Genomic DNA, 14,155 nt, shown 5'->3' on the forward strand with positions numbered 1-14,155 from the left:
AAATAAGGTGAGGATATCTTACTTCGTAAGGGGTTCTGTGGCCGAATCAGACAGCAGCACACGGACTCTGCCCCGCCAGCGTCCGGACCCCTCGCCGGCGCACGCCGCCGTGCCGGGCCCGGTCGTGCCGGTGCTGCACGGCCGGTTCGGGCTGCGCGTCGTCGATCCGGAGGGCACCGATCCGCAGCTGATCGCGCGCTGGATGGCACTGCCGCACCTGGTGGCCACCTGGGAGCAGCCCTGGTCCGCGGCACAGTGGGCCGAGGACGCCCGGCTGCGCCTGCGCGGGGACTACTCGGTGCCGGTGATCTTCACCGTCGACGGCGCCGACGCCGGCTACGTCGAGCTGTACCGCGTCACGCGCGACGAAGTGGGCGGCACCTACGACGCCCACCCGCACGACATGGGCTTTCACATCGCCACCGGCGAGACTGGTCTCATCGGCCGCGGCGTGATCACCGCGTTCATCACCGAACTCGCCGACGGGGTGCTCACCGCCGAGCCGCAGTGCCGCCGCATGGTGGGCGACCCGGCGGTCGACAACGCGCGGATCCACCGCGCGCTCACCAAGGCCGGATTCGTCCACCGCGACACCGTCGATGTGCGGCCCGGACGGCGGATCAGCCTGTTCATCCGGTCGCGACCGGACGACTGACGGTGGCGCCCGGCACCGCTCCGCCCGCTGCCCGGCCCGCTCCCGCCGCCCCGTGCGAGCTCGCGCCGGAGACGGTGCCGAGCACGCGGTCGGACAACTCGCCCAGGCAGCTGAGGTTGGCGAAGCCCGGCCCCTGCGCGAAGCCCGCGAGCGTCGGCAGGTGCAGCTTCTGGGTCACCCCGGACACCGCCAGGTCGTACCCCATCGCGGACTCCACCCGGGCCGTGCTCACGGGGCCGCCGACGGCCGATTCCAGGAGGTCCTGCGCCGCCGGGTCGAGGAGCGATCGGAACCACAGCGGATCGCCGCCGGTGGCGTCGACCACGAGGTCGTAGGCGGGCGGCGTGTACGGCGCGGTGGCCCGCAGGCACAGCTCGATGCCGCCGCCGGCGGCACCGTCGGGCCCGACGCGCCGCAGGCCGACGACGCGGCCCGGCACGTGGTGCACGCGGTTCTCGGCCAGCAGCGCCTCCTGCACCCGGGCGGAGAAGACGCCCCGGTCGGTCCGCCGGATCACGTCGCGGCGCTCCTGCTCGCCGAGCATCGCCCACCGCGACGGATCGCTGTAGAGCGCGTTCTCGAAGTAGCTCTCGCCCCGGGTGAAGAGCGTCGGGGTGGGGGAAACCACGGTGATCGCGAAGACGTCGTGCCGCACCAGCTCGTCCAGCGCCGAGGCCGCGGTCTCGCCACCGCCGATCACCGCCACCCGCGCCCCCGGCGGGAGCGCGCGCGCCGCAGCGGCCGCCCAGAAGTCCGCCACCGACAGCACCGCGGGATCCACGAGCAGGGCCCGGCCGCTCGACCCCGGGCCGGTGATCATCACCCGCGTCGCGGCCCGCCGCTCGCCCGAGGCCAGCCCGACGGACCAGCCGTCACCGTCCGGCGAGAGCGCGACGACGGTGTCCCGCACCGGCTCCATCCCGACGCGCTCGGCCACCCAGGCCAGGTACGCCGCCCACTCCGTATGCGTCGGCGCGGGCCCGCCGCGGTCCACCCAGTCGGCGTACGCACCGCGATCGGTCAGGTGCGCGGTCCACGACAGCAGCAGCATGCCGCGATCCACCTCGGCATCCACGGCACCGCCGCCCCCGCCCGCGATACGGCTGCGGTACGGGTAGCCCACGTCCTTGAGCGGGCTGGTCCCGAGCCGGTGCGCACCGTCGGTCCAGCCGCCCGCGGCCCGCCAGTTCCCGGCGACCCCGAGGGGATCGACGACGGTGATCGACGGCGCCGGCAGTCCGTTCGCCCGCAGCACCGCCGCCTTGGCCGCGACGGCGACCGCCTTCGGTCCCGCGCCGACGATGAGCAGATCCGTCATGCCCGGTCCCCCTCGGGGGTGTCGGAGGCAGCGGCCTCGGCGGTCTCGGCCGCGATGAGTTCGGCCAGTTCGTCGGCGCCGAGAGCGGACACCTCGAGATAGACCTCGGCGACCGCGTCGAGGCGGGCGGGATCGTCGTGTTCCGCGACGGCCGTCGCGATCCCGGCGACGGTGCGCCCCGCGAAGACCTGCGCGATCGTCATCGCGGGCGCGTCCAGCCAGTCCCGGATCGCGGCCACCAGCGCGGTCGCCTGCACCGAATCGCCGCCGAGCGCGAAGAAGTCGTCGTCCACCCCCGGCGGGTCCGCGGGGTCGGCACCGATCACCTCGATCACCAGGGCGAGCAGTGCGCGTTCCAGCGCCGACCCGGGGGCCCGAGCGGGGGCGCGCTCGGCATCACCCGCGAGGAGCGCGCCGATCGCCGCGCGATCGGTCTTGCCGTTGCCGGTCAGGGGGAAGGCGTCGAGCACGCGCACCCGCGCCGGCACCATGTAGCCGGGCACGGCCGCCGCGACGACCGCGAGCACCGCGGCCGGGTCGAGCTCCGCGGGAGAATCGCCGGTCACCGCCGCGACCAGCTGCGCCCGGTGCGCCTCGCCCACCACGCGGACGATCGCACCGTCGACCCCGGGAGCCGAGCGCAGCGCCGACTCGACCTCGCCGAGCTCCACCCGGTGGCCGCGCACCTTGACCTGATTGTCGGCGCGTCCGAGGAAATCGATCCCGCCGTCCCCGTCGTAGCGTCCGCGGTCGCCCGTGCGGTACCAGCGGACACCGTCGACCTCCACGAACCGGTCCGCGGTGCGCTCCGGGTCCCCGCGGTAGCCGAGCGCGACGGAACGGCCGCCGATCCACAGCTCGCCGGGCACGTGATCGGGCCGGTCGCGGCTGGCACCGTCGACCACGCGGCACCGCACATTGCGCAACGGGCGCCCGTAGGGCACGCAGTCCCAGTGTGCCGGCGCGGGCCCGGTGACCTCGCGGACGGTCGAGTGGATCGCGGCCTCGGTAGCGCCGCCGAGGCCTGCGAACCGGGCCGCGGGCGCGACGGCGCGGGTGCGCTCGATCAGGTCGACGCACACCCTGTCGCCACCGAGCAGCACGGCGCGCAACGCGGGCACGCCGGTGGCGCTCCCGTGGGCGCGGGCCAGCAGCAGGTCCAGCACCGCCGGTACCGCATTGACGACGGTGACCGCGTGCCGGACCGTCAGGTCCAGCCACGCGGCGGGGTCGGCCTTGGCCTCCTCGGCCATCACCACCACGGCGCCGCCCACCGACAGCGGGGCGAACAGGTCGAAGACCGACAGGTCGAATTCGAGCGCGGACACCCCGAGGGTGCGGTCGGCGGGGCCGAGCGCGAACCGCTCGACGAGGTCGTCAATCGTGTTCGTCGCGGCGTCGTGGGAGACCTCGACGCCCTTGGGCACGCCGGTCGAGCCGGAGGTGTACAGCACGTACGCCACCTCCGCCGGATCGGTGTCGGCGGGGTCCGGCGCGGCCGTGTCCCGCGCGAGCGCGGCCGCGAGGGCCTCGCCGTCGAGCAGCATCCGCGCGCCGGAACCGGCGAGGATCGCCGCACGCCGGGCGGGCGGCTGCGCATAGCCCACGGGCACGTAGTGGGCGCCGGCGGCGAGCACGCCGAGAACCGCGATGACCTGGCCGGGGCCCTTGGGCAGGTGGATCGCGACCGCATCGCCGGCGCCGATCCCGTCCGCCCGCAGCGCGCCCGCGACCCGCAGCGCGGCGGCGGCGAGCTCGCCGTAGGTGAGCGGTGCGCCGTCGCCGAGCACCGCGGGGGCATCGGGCCGGGCTGCGGCCGCCGCGAAGAACCGGCCGTGCAGGGTGCGTGGCGGCGCGTCGTGCGCGGTGGCGTTCGCCTCGGCGCGGCGCCGCACCTGGTCGGCGGGCAGGCCGGGGGCGGCGGTCCCGTCGGCGAGCGCGCGCAGGCTCGCGCGGTAGTGCTCGAACATCGCGTCCGCCACGCCGTCCTCGAAGGCGTCGGCCCGGATGTCCCAGTTCAGCAGGAGGCCACCGTCGAACTCGGTGACCTGCGCGTCGAGCAGCACCTGCGGGCCCTGCGAGACGATGTGCCCGGCGGTGCCGAAGGTCGCGGTGACCGTGGGGTCGAACAGCTCGCCCAGTCCGATCGCGGAAGTGTACACCACCGGCGCCAGCACCTGCCGGCCCTGCGCACGGCCCAGCATGCGCAGGACCTCCACGCCGCCGACAGTGCCGTGCGCGGCGTTGCGGTGCAGGGTGCGTTGCAGCGCCTCGGCGGTGACGGGAGCGGTTCCGTCGACGTCGAGCAGAACCGAGGAGGTGAAGTCGCCGACCACCCCGTCGATGTCCGGGTGCACCGGCTCGCGGTCGAACAGGGGAAGGTTGAGCAGGAAGCGGTCGGCGGCGCTCCACCGCGCGACGGTGGCGGCGAAGACGGAGGCCAGAGCCATCGCGGGGGTGACGCCGCGGGTGCGTGCCGCCGCCTCGATGGCCGCCTTCCCGGCGCCGTCGACCCGGTGGTGCATCCGCCGCACCCGCAGCGCCGTGCCCGCGCGTCCGGCCGCGGACAGGGGCAGCTCGGGGGCGCCGGGGAGCTCCGGCACCCGCGCCCGCCAGAACCGCTCGTCGTCGGCGCGGACGGCGGCGTCGACCGGAGGCCGGTCCAGGTAGTCGCGGTACCGGTAGTCCGGTGCGGCGATCGCTTCGCCGCGGTACGCGGCCGCGAGATCGCGCATCAGGATCCGGTAGCTGACCGCGTCGGCGGCGATCATGTCGACGTCCACGTGCAGCCTGCTCGCACCCTCCGGCAGCAGGGTGAGGGTCACGTCCCACATCCGGCCGGCCGCGATGTCGAGAAGCTGGTGGGTGCGCTCGTCCCGCAGCCGGTCGAGTTCTGCGCGCACCCGCGCCGCGTCGGCGCCGCGCAGGTCGACGACGCTGACCCGGGTGGCGTCGGGGCCGATGCGCTGGGTGCCGTCGGGCAGGATCCGCGCTCGCAGCTGCGGGTGGGCCTGCGCCACGCTGTGCACGGCGTCGCGGAGCCGATCCGGGTCGACGCCGGCACCGTCGAATTCGACGGACAGGTGCGCCGCGACGCTGCCGAGCTCGGCGGCCTGGCGGCCCGCCCAGTAGGCGTGGGCCATCGGGGCCAGGGCGAAGGCGTCGGTGGGATCGGCCGGGGGTGCCGGCGGTGCCGGGGCGGGGTCGGGTGTCAGGGGCACAGCAGGAGCGGCGGCGAGGAGCGATGCCCACGCCGCGGCGGTGGGCTCGGCCGCGAGGCGGGCGAAGTTGATCGCCACGCCGCGCTTCCGCCAACCCCCGGCCAGCGCCATCATGCGCAGCGAGTCGAGGCCGAGGCCGATGAGGTCGGCGTCCGGGGTCACCTCGTGCACCGGGAGGTCGAGGGCTGCGGCGATCGTCGCCCGTACCTCATCGAGGCCGATCGCCGGTGCGGAGTCGGTTCCGAGGGCACTGCTGGGTTCGCTCATGTGCTCGTTCGTTCCTTGTCGATGAGGGCGGTGCATCAGCGCCGGACCGCCGCGCCCGCGAAGCCGCGCAGCGCGACCGGGAAGGCGAACGCGAGGATGCCGGCGATCCAGAGCGCCGTCGCGAGCAGCGGGACGGCGACGGGACCGCCCTCGGTGAGGCCCCGCATCAGGTCGGTCGCCGGACTCAGCGGCTGCCACCGGACGATCGGCTGCAGCCACACCGGGTACTGGTCGGCCGGCACGAAGCCGGTGCCGAAGAACATCAGCAGCAGGAAGACGCCGCCGAACAACTGCACCATCTGGGTCCCGGCCGTGACCGCCGCCAACGCCAGCACCACGAGCGCGAACGCCGTCCCGAAGGCGATCGGCACCAGGTAGGCGGCCGCCGCGGCGAGCGGACCCTGCGTGAACCGCAGGCCCAGGACCACCGCCATCGCGAGCAGCAGCGCGGTGCTCACCGCGGTCCGGCCCGCCTCGGCGACGAGGCGGCCGGCCAGGAGTGCCGCTCGGGGCACGGGCATCGTCGCGTGCCGGGACAGGACGCCCGACTCCCGCTCGGTGATGAAGCTCAGCCCGGTCGCCAGGCTCCCGTACAGCGCGCTGACCAGCGCGATCAGGCCGGCGTTGGCGTAGATGCTGGTGCCCGCACCCATCGCGGTGACGGTCTTGCCGAGCACCAGCTGGAACATCGCCAGCAGGAACGCCGGGAACGCGATGGCCTGCACCAGCACGACCGGACTGCGCGACCACGCCCGCAGCAGTGCCCCCGCCACCACGAGGGTCGCGGGCGCCAGCGGCACGGCGCGGCGGTCGACGGTGACCGTGCCGCTCGTGGTGCCCGACCGCGTGCTCATCGGCGCGCGTCCTTGCGCGCGACGAGCACACAGGCGAGTGCGCCGACCACGACCAGCGCGGCGGCCCAGATGAGGGCCGCGGTCGGGTCGCCCGAGTCACCGTCGGCCAGGCCCCGCAGGGCGTCGGCGAAGACCGACACCGGCTGGTTGCGCACCACCGGCTGGATCCATTCGGGGAAGGCCGCCGCCGGGACCAGGCCGGTCGACGCCATCACCAGCACGACCTGGGGGAGCATCAGCAGTTCGCCGATCCGCTCGGGTGCTGCGGTGACCGAGCCGAGCGCGTCGGCCAGCGCCGACAGCGCCAGCGTGACCACCAGGACCAGCGCGAAATAGCCGACCGCCGGCACGAGCCCGTGCAGCCGGAACCCGAAGACGGCGGCGATCGCGGTCGCGGTCGCGATCGTGATCGCCGCCCGCGCGCCGATAGCGAGCAGCCGTGCGAGCGTGGGCGCGACCCGCGGCACCGGGAGCGTCGCGAGACGCTCGGTGGCGGCGGTGGCCCGGTCCTGACCGGCGCGCTGTCCGGCGACGATCGCCGTGAACAGGCCGGCCTGCAGCGTGATCACGGGCGCGAGGTACTGCGCGTAATCGCCTCCGGCGGCCTCGAAGGAGCGGTGCAGCGGCGTGTAGAAGCACAGAAAGAACAGGACGGGCGCGGCGATCGCGAACACCAGGTCGCCCTCGCGCACGCCGCCGCGGACCCCGCGGGCCGCCAGCACCCGCGTCGCGCGCAGCAGCGGCACCGAGGTCCGGGGGTGCTCCACGATGCTCACGCCGTCACCTGCTCGGGATCGTCGTCGATCAGCTGGAGGAAGACCTCGTCGAGGCTCGGCGGCCGCAGTCCGGCGGAGACGAGCGGCACGTCGGTGAGCAGCCCGAGCACCGCGAGCAGCGTCGCCTGGCCGTCGGGAGCGGCGACCACGACGACGCCGTCCGCGGCGCGGTGCGCGTCGTGGCCGCGTGCACTCAGCCGCGCTACGACCCCGTCGACCCGGCCGGGTTCGACGAGGACGATCTCGCAGCGCGATGCACCGGCGCGGTGCTTGAGCTCGGCGGGGCTGCCCTGGGCCAGGACCCGGCCCGCGCCGAGCACCACCACGTCGTCGGCGAGCTCGTCCGCCTCCGCGAGGTACTGGGTGGTCATCAGCACGGTGATGCCGTCGGCGCGGAGCGCCCGTACCGCGTCCCAGACCGCGGCGCGGCTCTGCGGGTCCAGGCCGGTGGTCGGTTCGTCGAGGAAGAGCACTCGCGGGCGCGTCACCAGCGCGCAGGCGATGTCGACGCGGCGGCGCATACCGCCGGACAGTGCGCCCACCCGCCGGTCCAGGAACTCGCCGAGCCCGTAGGTCTGCGCCAGCGCGGACGTGCGGCCGGCGAGGTCGCCGCGCCGCAGGCCGGTCAGGCGGCCGAACAGCGCGATGTTCTCGCGCACCGTCAGGGCCTGGTCCAGCGCCGCGAACTGACCGGTCAGCGAGATCGACTCGCGCGCCCGGGCCGCGTCGCGCACCACGTCGAAGCCCGCCACCTCCGCCCGCCCGGAATCGGGGGTGAGCAGGGTGGACAAGATCGAGACCGTGGTGGTCTTGCCGCTGCCGTTGGGCCCGAGCAGGCCCAGCACGCTGCCCTCGGGGACGGAGAAGCTGATCGAGTCCAGCGCGGTGACCGCGCCGAACGTGCGTCGCAGCCCCTCGATACGGATCATCTCGTTCATCGCGCCGCCCTCCGGACGAGGTACGGGGCGACGGAGGCGAGCTTTTCGCAGGTCTCCTCGAACTCGCGTTGCGGATCGGACTGGGCGATGACGCCCGCTCCGGCCTGCAGCCATGCACCGTCCTCGGTCGAGAACAGCGAGCGCAGTACCAGCGCCGCGTCCAACTCGCCGTTGGACGAGGCGGTGACCACCGCGCCGGCGTAGGGGCCGCGGGGGTGCGGCTCGAGCCGGGCGATCGCGTCCACCGCCGGAGCCTTGGGGATGCCCGACGCGGTGACCGCGGGGAACAGCACGTCGAGCGCCTCCCACGCGGACACGCCGGTCGCGAGCTTGCCGATCACCGTCGAGGCGAGGTGCTGGACGCTGCCGCGCTCGCGGACCGTCATGAACTCGCTGACCATGCGTGTACTGGGTACGGCGATCGCGTCCACCTCCGCGCAGGACAGTTGTACGGACAGGGCGTGCTCGACGATCTCCTTGGCATCGCTCAGCAGCTCGGCGCGCAGCGCCTGCGGGTCGGTCCCGTCCATGTGCAGGGCGCGGGTCCCGGCCAGGGGCTGCGTCTCGACGGTGCCGTCGGCGTGCACCGCACCCACGATCTCGGGGGAGAAGCCGGCGGCCTCCAGACCGGAGAGCCGCAGCAGGAACGAGCGCGCGGGGGTGTTCGAGTCCCTGCCGAGCGCGTAGCTCGCCGGTACGTCGACGGGGAACGGGACCGGCAGCCGCCGGGACAGGATGACCTTCTCGTAGGCGCCGGCACGGATCTCGGCGATCGCCGCGGCGACGCGCGCGCGGTAGCCGTCGTCGCCGGAGCGCCGGACGTCAACCGGGCAGCTCACGGTATCGATCGGGGCGATGGGTGCGATCGCGGCGAGCCGCTCGAGCACGCCGGCGGGCACCCCGGTGCGGTCGACGGTGCCGTCGGCGGCCACGTGGATCTCGAACTCGGGCACGACCAGCTCCGCGAGTACTCCGCTGCGGAGGCCGGCGCTCAGGTGCGAGGTGAACTCGAACGCGGTCCACCCGTACACCCGCCACCGGTGGAACGGCAGCCGGGCCAGGGCCGCGGCGAGGGCGGCGGCGGGTGCCCCGCGGTAGGTCCGGGTGTCGGCGTCGCCTTCGACCGAGACGGTGACATCGGTCGCCGTCAGCCGGATGCGGGCGCGCACCCCGCCGGCGAAGACCAGGCCGGCCGGCGCTTCGTAGACCACGTACTCGTCCGCGAGTCCCGCGGCGGCCCAGGTGGCGCACAGCCGGTGACCCGTGCCGCGGCCGAGTTCGGTGACGGAGGGGAACGGGTCGGCGAGCGGGCCGTCGATCGCGACCGACATCGGCAACCTCCTGGGTCCGGATGGGGCGGGTAATGACGTGGAGCGTAACCCCCTTAGGGGAGCCTGGGCTAATCTCAACGATGTGACATTCGTATCTCCCAGCGCGGCCGACTTCGTGAATCTGCCCCCTCAGCAGCGGCGACGCTATGTCGAGGCGCGCCTGTACGAGGGGCTCCCGTTGTGGAGCGCGATCCTCGGAACCGGACGGACCGACCCGTCGCTACCCGCCGTCCTCGACGAAGAGCGCTCCCTCACCCGCGCAGAACTCGACTCCGCGTCCGCGGCGCGCGCCGCCGGCTTCGCCGGCGAATTCGCCCCCGGCGATGTGGTGGTGCTGCACCTGCCGAACACCGTCGAGTTCGTCGTCACCCTCCTGGGGCTGCTCCGCGCCGGAGTGCTGCCGGTGATGGCACTGCCCGCGCACCGGATCGCCGAGATCGAACACCTCGCGGCCACCTCCGGCGCCGTCGGTTACATCTGCGCGGACGACCGGACCGGCTACGACTACCGCGATCTGGGCACCGAGCTGCGCGGCCGGGTGCCCGCCGTCCGTTCCGTCCTGGTCGACGGTGCCCCCGGCCCCCACCGGGCGCTCGTCGACGGTGCACCGTCGGACAGCCCGGACGTGCGGCCCGATCCCACGACACCCGCACTGTTCCTGATCTCCGGCGGCACCACGGGCGCGCCGAAGCTCATCCCGCGCACGCACGAGGACTACCTGTACAACGCCCGTACGGCCGCCGCGGTGTGCGGGCTCGGCCCGGACGACGTGTATCTGGTCGCACTGCCCGCAGCGCACAACTTCCCCCTGGCCTGCCCGGGCCTGATCGGCGCGTTGCTCACCGGCGGCCGCGTGGTGCTCACGCGCGATCCGAGCCCCGACTCCGCGCTGGAGCTGATCGAGCAGCACCGCGTGACGGTGACCGCGCTGGTCCCGGCGTTGGCGCAGCTGTGGACCGCCGCGCGGGCCTGGGAGAGCGCGGACGTGACGAGTCTGCGACTGCTCCAGGTCGGTGGGGCGAAGCTCGCCGAGCCCGACGCCCGCGCCGCACAGGAGGCCTTCCCCGGCACCCTGCAGCAGGTCTTCGGCATGGCCGAGGGGCTGATCAACCTCACCCGGATCGGCGCGGACCCGGACGTCGTCGCCACCACGCAGGGCATTCCGATGAGCCCGTTCGACGAGCTGCGGGTGGTCGATGAGGACGGCGAGGACGTGCCCGAGGGCACCGTCGGCGAGCTACTGACCCGTGGCCCGTACACGATCCGCGGCTATTACCGGGCCGGTGCCGCGAACCGGCGCGCGTTCACCTCCGACGGCTTCTACCGGTCCGGCGATCAGGTGCGGATCCGGCCGGACGGCTCGATCGAATACGTCTCACGCATCAAGGAGACCATCGTGCGCGGCGGGGAGAACATCTTCCCCGACGACATCGAGGAGGCCCTGCTCGCGCACCCGGCGGTCCGCGAGGCCGGGGTGATCGGACTCCCGGACCCCGTGCTGGGGGAGCGGACCTGCGCCGTGCTCGTCACGGACGGGCGGCTGCTCACCCTGGCCGAGGTCAGGGACCATCTCACCGGCCGGGGTCTCGCGGCGTTCAAGCTGCCGGACCGGGTGCGGGTCATCGACGACCTGCCGCTCACCGCGGTCGGGAAAGTGGACAAGAAGGCGTTGCGCGGCCTGCTCAGATGACCCGCGCAATGCTGCCCGAGCCGGATGCGGAATCCCCATGGGGGAGCGGTCGCGCCACACTGTGAAGCCAGACCCGCAACGGCCGGTCCGGGCGAGCCGGGCACCGTCGAACCCGCCTTATGGGCACTGATCAGGTCAGTCCCCATCCCTGCGGCGATCACGTGGGGCGAACTCTAGCCTTCGAATCGAGCGAGATCGGGAATACGGGCGCAGTGAGAGGATTGCCACCCCCACAACGAGTTTCAGCGTGCTCGGCGTGTACGCCGTGCTCGACGCGGTTGATGACGCCTACCCTGGCCTCCTCGACTACTACGCGACCATTCGGAGCGAAGGCGTGCCCGGTGACCGCTCGTCAACACTTGCCAGCCGGTCGGTGGTCTGGACCCGCTGATCAGCCCGTCGAGTGTCCCAGGGGATTATGCATCCAGTGCAATTATGGCGCTTCGAAGTGTCATAACGTGGATTATCGGCGAATTGTGCTGCACTCCAACAGGATTCAGAATCCAGCTGGCGTATGCAGGCACAGAAGTTCATCGTGAGACGTCACGACAATCGTCCTAGAGGGGAAGGTTGGACCGCGTGAAAAAGCCCAAAAGATGACGACATCACGTTCTGCATGTCGGCGCGCGCGGCCCGCAGGCGCGCTGTCGAGGCGATGGGCTCGCCCAGCAACACGGTCGGCCGGTAGTTGCCCCTAGCGGCCACCTCTGCCGCATCGTGCTGATGCGGTTGTTTGAGACTCATGCGCACCCCGTGGTCCTTGATGTTCTGGCAGGTTCCTTCGCCTGCATACTGTGCAAGCTCGCGCGGCGCGAGAGGAAATCAGCGCGAAGAATTTTGCGCATCTGGCTGGACCAGCCTTATGGAGTTCTCTCGTTGCATCGCACGCCGGACATATTTTCCTTCGATCTTATTGCCGCCGATGGTGCCTGAAATATACAGCAAGTCATGACTGACTTGATTTGTCGTTATCTTTACGCGTGGCCCATTGCCTCCGGCTCGGAGGTTTAATTCGACTCCTGTCTGCTCAAGCCGCCAGGCGACAGTATGACCAGTGGAATCCTGGGAAACGAGGGTATCGTAGCGTTTGCTCGCGGGAGCTAAAGCGGGGTTGGTGTCGCTGCCGCGCAGCGTGATAGACATATTCGTCCAAGGGCGATCTTCGACGCGTGCAGGTGAACCATTAATTGTGAACTCGTTGGCGCTCCATACTCCATCTAAGTCGCTCCGAGGAGTGTGCAGAATGTATAGTCCGATTGCGCCAGCGGTGCCGTGGTTGATTATAATAAGGCTCGCTGCCAGCCATTTCACTATTGTTCCAACGACCGATATGCCAGCGCGGCCTGAACCGCTAGCTGGCCAAAGCGTCAGTGGCGGGACGCCCGGCTGGTTCGTTAGTGCGTACCAGAGATTTCGCCAACCGGGGGCAAGGACTACAAATGCTGCAATGGTCAAAGCACTGGCCACGATCTTTACCGGTACGTCATAGAAAAGGTTTAGTAGTAGAACTTGGACAGTTGCGATGATGGCCAGGGTGGCCCCGAAGAGCCATGTGCGACGGCACAGCAAGAGTATGCCAGAGACCAGCTCGACTAGGCCAACAGCTACCGAGTAGGGCGTCGAGGCTCCCATGAAACCCCACAGCGTGTGGAACAAGCTAGTATCGCCGACGAGTTGTAGCTGATATGCAGGCAAGGCCATGTACCCCATCTGCGTCGGAAGAACCTTAGCGAGCCCGTAGATGATCAAAGATAGTGCAAGCCCTACGCGGGTGAATACATGGAGCAGACCAGCGAGGCCGCGATAGTTCTGATGGGAACGGTCCAGTGCTGTCCAGGCCGCTGTGATGATGACAGCGAGGATCGCCCAGCCTAAGAGCATGTACCACTGCCATGCCTGGTCGCTGCCCGTACCGATAGCGACGGAGTCTCCACGGCTAACGTAACTGCCAATCTGGGAAACAACCCACTGCACTCCGGTAATGCGCAGTATTGGTGCAAGGCCAGCGTTACTGTAAATTACAAGAATAAGCAGCCCAGATCCCAGAGTGAATAGCAGTCGGAAACAGATCTTCTGTGCTGCCGACCACTGGGGAGTCAAAACAAGAGTTTCAGGATCGCTTGAAGCGTGTTCGGCCGGACCTAAATTCTTGCTATTCATCCTTTGGGATTCACCTTCGCGATAGGTTGACAATTACATCAAAGAGCGGCTCCGAGAGCTTAGTAGCGCTGTTGTGCGATGCTGTTCCGCTGACGTGTATCCCCAGTGCCCTTGCGCTTCGATACAATGGCGACCCGCTCTGGCCGCCGAATGTATCAATTGTATACTGAAGGTACTGGGGGGTCTCATTGTCAATCATTCCTGAGGCCGACCACTGCGTGCCGTAAGGCTTGTCGGCGGGATACCCTGTTATCGTCGCCTGCTGTCCTAGAGAAGAGCTGATAGAAGTGGACTTTGTCATACCTAGCCACCCGACGGTGCTTCCAATCGGCTCGGCAAGTTTGATTACCGCCCAGTCGCGGCCTGACTTGATGTTGTAGTATTTATCGGTCCATATTTCACGTGCTTGTACGGTGCCCCATGGGTTCAAACTCCCGTTTCGAGCAGGGCTAAATGCGAAATTTCGTACGATTCCGTCATCGAACAAGTTGTGTACGCAGTGACCTGCTGTTACCAACGTGTCGGCCGATGCTAGCCAGGCCGAACAGACGTATCCGATTAATACCCCAGAGTCGTAAGTCGCCTGACCTATCGCGCGATAGGGGAACGCTCTAGTATTTTGAATCTGCCCGCGATCGTCAGGCCCGATGATGGTTCGAGCATCGAACTGCGAACCGGGCGAAGGAGAAGTCTCTGATAGCCCACTAGGATTGACTAATCCGGACGAGTCAAGCGGGTGATCGACATCTGCTGCACCGCTAGCAACTTTCCATCCGATGGGTGCAACCATATCGTTTTCAACAGGCGCCGCTAGAGCCGGAGAGGCTGCTGTATACGACAAAAACGATAAGCACAGTAGCGCTAGCGTAGCAGCGCCAATCACGATCTTGCGCATATAAAATTCCTGTTTTAGGCGGTCGCTGAAGATTCGCATATCAGGCATCA

The 14,155-nt window shown here is 70.3% G+C and carries 11 protein-coding genes; 3 read left to right on the forward strand and 8 right to left on the reverse strand.

Going from position 1 to position 14,155, the window contains the following annotated elements; genetic code table 11:
- Positions 1-37 precede the first annotated feature (37 nt).
- Entirely contained in the window at positions 38-655 is a 618-nt protein-coding gene (locus TPAU_RS21595; RefSeq protein ID WP_013128865.1) for a GNAT family N-acetyltransferase, read from the forward strand.
- Here the strand turns inward: TPAU_RS21595 and TPAU_RS21600 are convergent.
- Genes TPAU_RS21600 through TPAU_RS21625 form a run of 6 tightly spaced genes read right to left on the reverse strand, consistent with a single transcriptional unit; the run spans position 630 to position 9,360 of the window.
- Positions 630-1,973: a SidA/IucD/PvdA family monooxygenase gene (locus TPAU_RS21600; protein WP_013128866.1), complete on the reverse strand. Its 1,344-nt coding sequence runs from the start codon at positions 1,971-1,973 to the stop codon at positions 630-632. The two genes, TPAU_RS21595 and TPAU_RS21600, sit on opposite strands and share 26 nt — an antisense overlap.
- Positions 1,970-5,461 (reverse strand): non-ribosomal peptide synthetase, encoded by a 3,492-nt coding sequence (locus tag TPAU_RS21605; protein WP_013128867.1) that lies wholly within the window; start codon positions 5,459-5,461, stop codon positions 1,970-1,972. The genes TPAU_RS21600 and TPAU_RS21605 overlap by 4 nt, the downstream gene beginning before the upstream one ends.
- Positions 5,462-5,496: 35 nt before the next feature.
- A complete protein-coding gene (locus TPAU_RS21610) occupies positions 5,497-6,315 on the reverse strand; it encodes an ABC transporter permease (RefSeq protein WP_013128868.1) in 819 nt (272 codons plus the stop codon).
- Entirely contained in the window at positions 6,312-7,091 is a 780-nt protein-coding gene (locus TPAU_RS21615; protein ID WP_013128869.1) for an ABC transporter permease, read from the reverse strand. The genes TPAU_RS21610 and TPAU_RS21615 overlap by 4 nt, the downstream gene beginning before the upstream one ends.
- Entirely contained in the window at positions 7,088-8,029 is a 942-nt protein-coding gene (locus TPAU_RS21620; protein ID WP_013128870.1) for a daunorubicin/doxorubicin resistance ABC transporter ATP-binding protein DrrA, read from the reverse strand. The genes TPAU_RS21615 and TPAU_RS21620 overlap by 4 nt, the downstream gene beginning before the upstream one ends.
- Positions 8,026-9,360 carry a salicylate synthase gene (locus TPAU_RS21625; protein WP_013128871.1) on the reverse strand — a complete coding sequence of 445 codons (1,335 nt, stop codon included), beginning with the start codon at positions 9,358-9,360 and terminating at the stop codon, positions 8,026-8,028. The genes TPAU_RS21620 and TPAU_RS21625 overlap by 4 nt, the downstream gene beginning before the upstream one ends.
- An 82-nt stretch (positions 9,361-9,442) precedes the next feature.
- Here TPAU_RS21625 and TPAU_RS21630 point away from each other — a divergent pair, with 82 nt between their 5' ends.
- Positions 9,443-11,050, forward strand: coding sequence for a (2,3-dihydroxybenzoyl)adenylate synthase (locus tag TPAU_RS21630; RefSeq protein ID WP_115330047.1), 1,608 nt, complete (start codon positions 9,443-9,445; stop codon positions 11,048-11,050).
- A gap of 247 nt (positions 11,051-11,297) precedes the next feature.
- Complete coding sequence (locus TPAU_RS23285; protein WP_013128873.1) at positions 11,298-11,441, forward strand: hypothetical protein; 144 nt, start codon at positions 11,298-11,300, stop codon at positions 11,439-11,441.
- A 431-nt stretch (positions 11,442-11,872) separates the two neighbouring features.
- Here the strand turns inward: TPAU_RS23285 and TPAU_RS22655 are convergent, their stop codons facing one another.
- Together TPAU_RS22655 and TPAU_RS22660 are read right to left on the reverse strand one after the other, a co-directional pair.
- Positions 11,873-13,210, reverse strand: a complete 1,338-nt coding sequence (locus tag TPAU_RS22655) for a hypothetical protein (protein WP_013128875.1) — start codon at positions 13,208-13,210, stop codon at positions 11,873-11,875.
- Between the two features lie 10 nt (positions 13,211-13,220).
- Entirely contained in the window at positions 13,221-14,144 is a 924-nt protein-coding gene (locus TPAU_RS22660; RefSeq protein ID WP_160160302.1) for a trypsin-like serine peptidase, read from the reverse strand.
- Positions 14,145-14,155 lie beyond the last annotated feature (11 nt).

It is taken from the genome of Tsukamurella paurometabola DSM 20162 (assembly GCF_000092225.1).
Lineage (GTDB): Bacteria > Actinomycetota > Actinomycetes > Mycobacteriales > Mycobacteriaceae > Tsukamurella > Tsukamurella paurometabola.